The organism is Mycobacterium sp. E1214 (genome assembly GCF_001666755.1).
Taxonomy (GTDB): Bacteria; Actinomycetota; Actinomycetes; order Mycobacteriales; family Mycobacteriaceae; genus Mycobacterium.
In genome coordinates, this window is the sequence record NZ_LZJC01000140.1 from 98,068 (window position 1) to 106,544 (window position 8,477).

At 67.8% G+C, this 8,477-nt stretch carries 6 protein-coding genes and 2 pseudogenes; 6 read left to right on the plus strand and 2 right to left on the minus strand.

All coding sequences use genetic code 11. From position 1 onward, the window contains the following. Complete coding sequence (locus A5700_RS19825; protein ID WP_068068450.1) at nt 1-891, minus strand: ComEA family DNA-binding protein; 891 nt, start codon at nt 889-891, stop codon at nt 1-3. Between the two features lie 186 nt (nt 892-1,077). Between A5700_RS19825 and A5700_RS19830 the strand changes: the two genes are divergently transcribed. The 6 genes and pseudogenes from A5700_RS19830 to A5700_RS27050 form a co-directional block, all read left to right on the plus strand. Further along, a complete protein-coding gene (locus tag A5700_RS19830; protein ID WP_068068447.1) occupies nt 1,078-2,238 on the plus strand; it encodes an acyl-CoA dehydrogenase family protein in 1,161 nt (386 codons plus the stop codon). 7 nt (nt 2,239-2,245) lie between these two features. Next, complete coding sequence (locus tag A5700_RS19835) at nt 2,246-3,355, plus strand: acyl-CoA dehydrogenase family protein (RefSeq protein ID WP_068068444.1); 1,110 nt, start codon at nt 2,246-2,248, stop codon at nt 3,353-3,355. A 3-nt stretch (nt 3,356-3,358) separates the two neighbouring features. Beyond that, on the plus strand, nt 3,359-3,790 hold the full coding sequence (locus A5700_RS19840) for a PPOX class F420-dependent oxidoreductase (RefSeq protein ID WP_082960416.1): 432 nt from the start codon (nt 3,359-3,361) through the stop codon (nt 3,788-3,790). Nucleotides 3,791-3,830: 40 nt separating this feature from the next. Further along, a complete protein-coding gene (locus tag A5700_RS19845; protein ID WP_068068440.1) occupies nt 3,831-4,892 on the plus strand; it encodes a dihydrodipicolinate reductase in 1,062 nt (353 codons plus the stop codon). Between the two features lie 202 nt (nt 4,893-5,094). After that, a complete protein-coding gene (locus tag A5700_RS19850) occupies nt 5,095-5,526 on the plus strand; it encodes an MmpS family transport accessory protein (RefSeq protein ID WP_231973754.1) in 432 nt (143 codons plus the stop codon). Beyond that, nucleotides 5,523-8,213, plus strand: a pseudogene (locus A5700_RS27050) (RND family transporter); the annotation flags it as partial. The gene A5700_RS19850 and the pseudogene A5700_RS27050, both read left to right, overlap by 4 nt. A gap of 69 nt (nt 8,214-8,282) precedes the next feature. Here the strand turns inward: A5700_RS27050 and A5700_RS27315 are convergent. After that, nucleotides 8,283-8,429: pseudogene (locus A5700_RS27315) on the minus strand (MMPL family transporter); the annotation flags it as partial. Nucleotides 8,430-8,477: the final 48 nt, after the last annotated feature.

Below are 8,477 nucleotides of genomic sequence, written 5' to 3' on the forward strand. Positions count from 1 at the left end.
TCAGACACGGACCAGGGCGCGCAGCTTCTCCAGCCGCGCGGGGCCGATGCCGTCGACGTCGGCGAGCTGGTCGACGCTGGTGAACTTGCCGTTGGTCTGCCGCCACGCCACGATCGCCGCGGCGGTGACCGGTCCCACGCCGGGCAGCGCGTCCAGCTGCGCCACGGTGGCGGTGTTCAGGTCAACCGCCTCCCCCGGCTTGGCCTTCGCGGGGCCCGACCCCGGCGCGGTGCTCGGCGGCGCGTGCGTGGGCGTGCGGTTGGACGCGGGTCCGGAGGCTACGGAGCTGCCGAGCCCGGCCGGCTGTCCGGGCGCGGGGGCCACGCCGACGACGATCTGCTCGCCGTCGTCGAGCGGGCGGGCCATGTTCAGCCCGATGGTGTCCGCGCCGGTGACGGCGCCGCCGGCGGCCTGCAGGGCGTCGGCGATGCGCGCGCCGGGCGCCAGGGTGACCAGCCCGGGGCTGTGCACCAGGCCGACCACGCTGACCACCACCGGCCGGTCCGGGGCGGCCGGTCCGGCGCTGGGCGACGGGCGCGGGCCGGCCGTCGACGCCTTCTCCACCGGCGGCAGTTTGGCCGACATCACCGGCGCCGGCCGGTCTCGCAGCACCGTGAAGACGGTCACCAGCACGGCGAGCGCCGCGACGATCGCCAGCCCGATGGCGCCCGCCCGCCCCGGGTCGGCGCGCAACCGCGCCGCCCAGCCGCGGCCGTCGGACACTTCCGGAAGCCACCGCGGCAGCAGCGAATCCTGGTCGTCTCCTTCGTCCTCGGACGCGGGGTCATCACCGTCACCGGGTGCCGGGTCGGGGGCCGCGGACCGGACGTCGAGGTCCGGCTCGGCGCCGAGCCGGCGCTGCAGCCGCTCGGCGGGAAGTTCCGTTCGCATGGCCCGACGGTAGGCCCGCCGCCCGTCGTCATCCGCGCGTCCGACGGCGTCCCGGCGCCCTGCTGTGGACTAACCGGAGGCTGTGTACAAGCGCGGTTACCGATGAGTCAAGATGGAGCGAGGAACTGGAGACGCGCGTCACTTTCGCGGGGTCACCACGTTCACCACCAGGCAAAGGAGGCCGCCATGCAATTGGCACTCACACCGGAGGAAGCCGCGTTCCGCGACGAACTTCGCACCTTCTACACCACCAAGATCCCCGAAGAGGTGCGCCAGCGGGTGCGTTCGGGCTCGGCGGAGGTGAACCACGAGGACATCGTCACCAGCCACAAGATCCTGCACGAGCACGGGCTCGCCGTGCCCAATTGGCCGGTCGAATGGGGCGGCAAGGACTGGACACCCACTCAGCACCAGATCTGGGCCGACGAGATGCAATTGGCGTGCGTCCCCGAACCGCTGAACTTCAACACCAAGATGGTCGGCCCCGTCATCGCCGAGTTCGGCTCGCAGGAGATCAAGGAGCGCTTCCTGCCGCCGACGGCCAGCCTCGACATCTGGTGGTGCCAGGGATTCTCCGAGCCGGAGGCGGGCTCGGACCTCGCCTCGCTGCGCACCACCGCGGTCCGTGACGGCGACAGCTACGTCGTCAACGGGCAGAAGACCTGGACCACGCTGGGGCAGTACGCGGACTGGATCTTCTGCCTGGTGCGTACCGACCCCGACGCCCCCAAGAAGCAGGCCGGGATCTCGTTCCTGCTCTTCGACGTGAAGACGCCGGGCGTGACGATGCGGCCGATCAAGACGATCGACGGCGGCCACGAGGTCAACGAGGTGTTCTTCTCCGACGTCCGGGTTCCGGCGAATCAGCTTGTCGGGGAAGAGAATCAAGGCTGGACCTACGCGAAGTTCCTGCTGGGCAACGAACGCACCGGGATCGCCGGTGTCGGCCGGACCAAGGTGCGTCTCGCCGAGGTGAAAAAGCACGCCGCCGCCACCGGCCTGCTGGCCGATCCGTTGTTCGCGGCCCGGCTCGCCGAGGCCGAAAACGAGTTGCTGGCACTCGAACTCACGCAGTCACGGGTGGTGTCCAGCTCGTCGGACGGCAAGCCCAACCCGGCCTCGTCGGTGCTCAAACTGCGCGGCAGCGAACTGCAGCAGGTGGCCACCGAACTGCTGGTCGAGGTCGCCGGCCCGGACGCGCTGCCCGCCGACGGGGCGGACATCGCGTCGCCGGCGTGGGCGCAACACAGCGCGCCGCACTACCTGAACTATCGCAAGACGTCGATATACGGCGGCAGCAGCGAAGTGCAGCGCAACATCATCTCGTCCACCATTCTGGGATTGTGAGGCAGCCATGGACTTTCAGCTGAGCGACGAGCAGGCGCTGCTGCGCGACACCACGCGCGAGCTCCTGTCCCGCACCTACGACCCGGAAACCCGCAACAAGATCATCTCCTCCGACCTCGGTTGGAGCCGCGAGGTGTGGAGCCAATTGGCCGACACCGGGATCCTCGGGCTGGGCTTCGACCCGGAAGAGGCGGGCCAGAACGAGATCAGCGTCGTGCTCATCGAAGTCGGGCGGCGGTTGGCCCCCGAGCCGATCCTGCACGCCGCGCTGGGCCCCGGTTCGCTGATCGCCGAACTGGGCACCGACGCGGACAAGGAACTGCTCGACGAGGTGGCCGCCGGGCAGCGGCTGCTGGCGTTCGCGCACCTGGAGCCGCGTCGGCCGCAAGCCGATGGCCTGGCGACTCGCGCTGAGCGACAAGGTGATTCGTGGACCGTCAGCGGGCGCAAGAACCCCGTGCTGGCCGGCGACAGCGCCGACACCCTGGTGGTCAGCGCGGCGCTGCCCGACGGCGGCACCGGCCTGTTCCTGGTCGACGCCGCCGCCGACGCGGTCACCCGCCACCCCTACCCGACGTTCGATGGCCAGCGCGGAGCCCAGATCGATCTGGACAAGGCGGCGGCGCAACCCCTCGGAGCGGGCCAGGACGCGTCGCGCGCCATCCGCGACGCCACCATCCGCATCCAGTCGGGGCTGTGCTCGGAGGCGGTCGGCGCGATGGAGGAGGCGCTGCGCCTGACCACCGATTACCTCAAGACGCGCAAGCAGTTCGGCGTCACGCTCAGCAAGTTCCAGGCGCTCACCCAGCGCGCCGCCGACATGTACGTCTCGCTGGAACTGGCGCGCAGCATGGGCCTGTACGCGGCGATGTCGATCGCCGACGGCAACCTCGACCCCGTCATCGCCTCGCGCGCCAAGCTGCAGATCGGCCGCTCGGGCCGGCACATCGCGCAGGAAGCGGTGCAGCTGCACGGCGGGATCGGCGTGACCGCGGAATACCCCGTCGCCCACTACGCGGCCCGGCTCACCGCGATCGAGCACACGCTCGGCACGTCCAGTGACCACCTGCACAACCTGATCGATCACCTGGGCGACTACGACCTGGCGAGGCTGTAGCGCGTGGCCGAGCCGCCGAAGCTGTCGGCGAAGGTCGTCGAGTTCCTGAGCGCGGGCACCCGCACCGGCATGCTCGGCTACCTCGCCGCCGACGGGCGGCCGCTCGTCGCGCCGGTGTGGATCATCGTCGACGACGACCAGGTGGTGTTCAACACCGGCCGCGACTCGGCGAAAGGCCGTGCCCTGTACCGGGATTCGCGGGTGACCCTCTGCGTCGACGACCCGCACCCGCCGTTCTCCTTCGTCCAGGTGCAGGGCGTGGCGACCCTGACCGACGATCCCCAAGAGTTGCTGAGCACCGCGACGCGCATCGCCGGCCGGTATATGGGTGCGGATCGGGCCGAGGAGTTCGGCCGCCGCAACGCCGTGCCCGGCGAACTGGTGGTGCGTGTGCGTCCCACCAAGGTCATCGCCGGGTTCGACATCAGCGAGTAGCCCCCGTCACGCCAGCCTCACTCACGTCAAAGGAGCCGCGATGAGCATCACCAGCACAGACCGTCCGCTACGGGTCATCCAGTGGACCACCGGCAACATCGGGCGGCGTTCACTGCACGCCATCATCGGCAGGCCCGACATGGAATTGGTCGGTGTCTACGCCCACGGCGCGGACAAGGTGGGCGTCGACGCCGCCGAGCTGTCCGGCTGGCCGGAACCGACCGGCGTCCAGGCCACCAACGACGTCGACGCGCTGATCGCGTTGGGCGCCGACGCCTGCTGCTACAACCCGTTGTGGCCCAGCGTCGACGAGTTGGTGCGGTTGCTGGAATCGGGTGTCAACGTGTGCACCAGCGCGGCCTGGATCACCGGCGGCAAGCAGTCGCCGCAAGACCGCGAGCGCATCCTGGATGCCTGCAAGCGCGGCGAGTCGACGATCTTCGGCAGCGGCGCCCACCCGGGCATGACCAACATGGTCGGCATGGTGCTGTCGGCCTCGTGTGAGCGCGTCGACGAGATCCGCATCACCGAGTCGGTGGACTGCTCGACTTACGAATCGGCGGAAACTCAGAGGGCCATGGGCTTTTCGCAGGATCCCGACACCCCGGGGCTCGCCGAGAACGTGCGTCGGGAAAGCGAGGTGTTCGCCGAATCCGCGGCCATGATGGCCGACGCGATCGGGGCCACGCTGGACCGGATGACGTTCGACGTGACGTTCACCGCGGCCACCGCCGATTCCGACCTGGGCTTCATGACCATCCCCGCGGGCACCGTCGGCGGCGTCTACGGCTACCACCGCGGCTGGCAGGGCGACCGCAACGTCGTCAGCGTCGGGTTCAACTGGACCATGGGCAATCACGTCGAGCCGCCCAAGCCGCTCGAGCACGGGCACGTGATCCAGGTGTTCGGCCTGCCCAACATGCGCACGGTGTTGCACTGCCTGCCCCCCAAAGACTGGTCGGAGCCCGGCTTCATGGGTCTGGGCATGATTTACACCGCCATGCCGGTGACCAACGCGGTGCCCGCGGTGGTGGCCGCCGCCCCCGGGATCGCGACCCTGGCCGACCTGCCGCCGGTCACCGGGCGGGTGGCGGCCCCATGACGCTATGGCGTCCGCCACACTAACGCGCCCCGGAGGAACGCCCCCGTGCACTAAGGTTTAGAGTGCTTAGCCGAGCAAATGTTTCGGTGACAACGGGTGTCGTCAGCGGCGATGGCGGGTTCTCGCAATACGCGTGCGAGGCCGGCGGGCGGTGAAAGGCGGTCGGGCAGTGGCTGGTTCGAAATCAGGCTCACGTTCCGGCGTGCTCACGCGCGGACTCAAGCGGGCGTGGATCCCCCTGGTGTTGGTGGTGGTTCTCAGCATCTCCGCGGTGGGGGTGTCCCGGCTTCACAAGGTCTTCGGCTCCAAGGACCTCAACGCCAACGCCGGCGCGGGCATCGAGATCGTGCAGTTCAACCCCAAGGTCGTCGTGTACGAGATCGCCGGGCCGCCCGGCAGCACGGCCAATATCAACTACTGGGACGCCGACGCGAACACGCACCAGGTCAACGGGGCCCCGCTGCCGTGGCAGGTCACGATCTCGACCACGTTGCCGTCGGTGAGCGCCAACATCATGGCGCAGGCCGACGCCGATGAGATCAGTTGCAAGATCACCGTCGACGGAATCGAGCGAGAACATCAACAGTCCGCGGGGCACAACGCCCAGACCTTCTGCCTGGTGAAGTCCGCATGACCGACATCAACAACAAGATCGGCAGCCACCGCGACCTGAGCGCCGACGACACGGGTCCTATCAGGACCGCCGACGGCGGCAAGCCCGAACGCGGCCACCGCCCCTTCCTGCCGCACATGATCCGCATCTTCGCGGTGCCCATCATCATCGGCTGGGTCGCCGTCACGGTGCTGGTGAACGTCCTCATTCCCCCGCTCGAGACGGTCAGCGAGATGCACTCGGCTCCGATGACCCCGCTCGACGCGCCTTCGATGAAGGCGATGATGTTGATGGGGCACAACTTTCACGAGTTCGACTCCAACAGCACGGTGATGATCGTGATCGAGGGTCAGCAGCCGCTGGGCCCCGACGCGCACAAGTACTACGACGAGCTGATCCGCAAGCTGCGCCAGGACCCGAAGCACATCCAGCACATCCAGGACTTCTGGGGCGACCGGCTGACAGCGGCCGGCGCGCAGAGCGCCGACGCCAAGGCGTCGTACACGCAGATCAACCTCGCCGGCAACCAGGGCACGACGCTGGCCAACGACTCCGTCGAGGCCGTCCGCAAGGTGATCGAACACACCCAGGCGCCCCCCGGGGTGAAGGCCTACGTGACCGGCCCGGCCGCCCTGTCCGACGACATGCACCTGATCGGCAATGACAGCCTGGCCAAGATCACGTTGTTCACGCTGGCCGCCATCGCGATCATGCTCTTGTTGGTCTACCGGTCCATTTCGACGACGCTGATCCAGCTGTTCATGACCTTCGTCGGGCTGGCCTGCTCGCGGGGTGTGGTCGCGCTCCTCGGGTACAACGACGTCTTCGGGCTCACCACGTTCGCCGCCAATATCCTCACGATGCTGGCGATCGCCGCCGCGACGGACTACGGCATTTTCCTCGTCGGTCGCTACCAGGAGGCGCGCCAAGCCGGTGAGGACCCCGAAAGCGCTTACTACACCACCTTCAAGAGTGTCGCCCCGGTGATCCTGGGGTCCGGTCTCACGATCGCCGGCGCCACCTACTGCCTGAGCTTCGCGCGGTTGCCGTGGTTCAACACCATGGGCGCGCCCGTGGCGATCGGCATGCTCGTCGTCGTCCTGGCCGGCCTCACGCTCGGTCCGGCCGTCGTCTTCCTGGGCAGCCGGTTTCACCGCTTCGAGCCCAGGGGCGCGGCCAAGCGGACGGGGCTGTGGCGTCGGGTCGGCATCGCGGTCGTTCGTTGGCCCGCACCGATTTTGGCCGTCAGCGGCGCCGTCGTCCTGGTCGGCATGGTGGTGTTGCCCAGCTTCAAGACCAGCTACAACGACCGCTATTATCTGCCGGAATCGGCGCCGTCGAACGTCGGGCAGGCCGCCGCCGACCGGCACTTCTCCCAGGCCCGGATGAACCCGGATCTGCTGATGGTCGACGCCGACCACGACATGCGCAACCCCGCCGACATGTTGGTGCTGGACAAGGTCGCCCGCAACGTCCTGCGAACCATCGGCATCGCGATGATCCAGGACATCACCCGGCCGTTGGGCATCCCGATTCAGCACAGCTCCATACCGTTCCAGAACAGCATGCAAAGCCAGACGACGATGCAGAACATGCAGTTCCTCAAGGACCGGATGGGCGACATCCTCAAGATGGCCGACGAGATGCAGACCATGATCGGCACCACCGAGCGGATGTACCGGGTGACGCAGGACCTGGCCAACGCCGCCGACGACAGCGCCAAGACCACCAGGGAGACGTCGGAGATCACCGACGAATTGCGGAACCACATCGCCGATTTCGACGATTTCTTCCGGCCGATCAAGTCGTACTTCTACTGGGAGAAGCACTGCTTCGACATCCCGATCTGCTGGTCGCTGCGGTCGTTGTGGGACTCCCTCGACGGTTTCGACGACCTGGCCGGGCAGTTCCACATCCTGTCCGACGACATCACCCGTACCGCCGCGGCGACGCACGAGATGCTGGTGCTGATTCCGTCGATGATCAACTCGCTGAAGATCACCCACGGCCTGACCCTGACGATGTACCAGACGTTCAAGGCGATGCTCGACCAGATGGACGCGTTGAGCAACACCGCGATCGTGATGGGTCAAAGCTTCGACCAGTCCAAGAACGACGACCTGTTCTACCTGCCCCCGGAGGCGTTCCAAAACCCGGACTTCCAGACGGGTCTGCGAATGTTCTTGTCGCCGGACGGCAAGTCGGCGCGCTTCTTCGTCACCCACCAGGGTGACCCGATGAGCCCGGAGGGCATCGCGCGTGTCGACGCCGAACGGGTGGCCGCCCAGGAGGCGCTGAAGATGTCGTCGCTGTCGGACGCCAAGGTCTACCTCGGTGGAACCGCCGCGACGTTCAAGGACATGGCCGACGGCGAGAAGTACGACTTGATGATCGCCGTGCTGTCCGCCCTGACGCTGATCTTCATGATCATGTTGATCCTGACCCGCAGCGTGGTGGCCGCGGTGGTCATCGTCGGCACCGCCGCCAGCTCGATCGCCGCGTCGTTCGGCTTGTCGGTGCTGATCTGGCAGGACCTGGTGGGCCTCAAGATCCACTGGATCGTGGCGGCGCTCTCGGTCATCATCCTGTTGGCCGTCGGCTCCGACTACAACCTGCTGCTGGTGTCGCGGTTCAAGGAGGAGATCCACGCCGGGCTCAAGACCGGGACGATCCGCTCGATGGGCGGCACCGGCGGAGTGGTTACCGCGCGGGTGCACCACCTGCGGCCACCAGAACCACCGGCCCAGCAGGGTGGCGATCGACGGCATCAACAGGGTGCGCACCACCAGCGTGTCCAGCAGCAGGCCGATGCAGACGGTCGAGCCGAACTGGCCCAGCACCTTCAGATCACTGCCCAGCATGGACGCCATGGTGAACGCGAACACCAGACCCGCGGCGGTAACCACTCCGCCGGTGCCGCCCATCGAGCGGATCGTCCCGGTCTTGAGCCCGGCGTGGATCTCCTCCTTGAA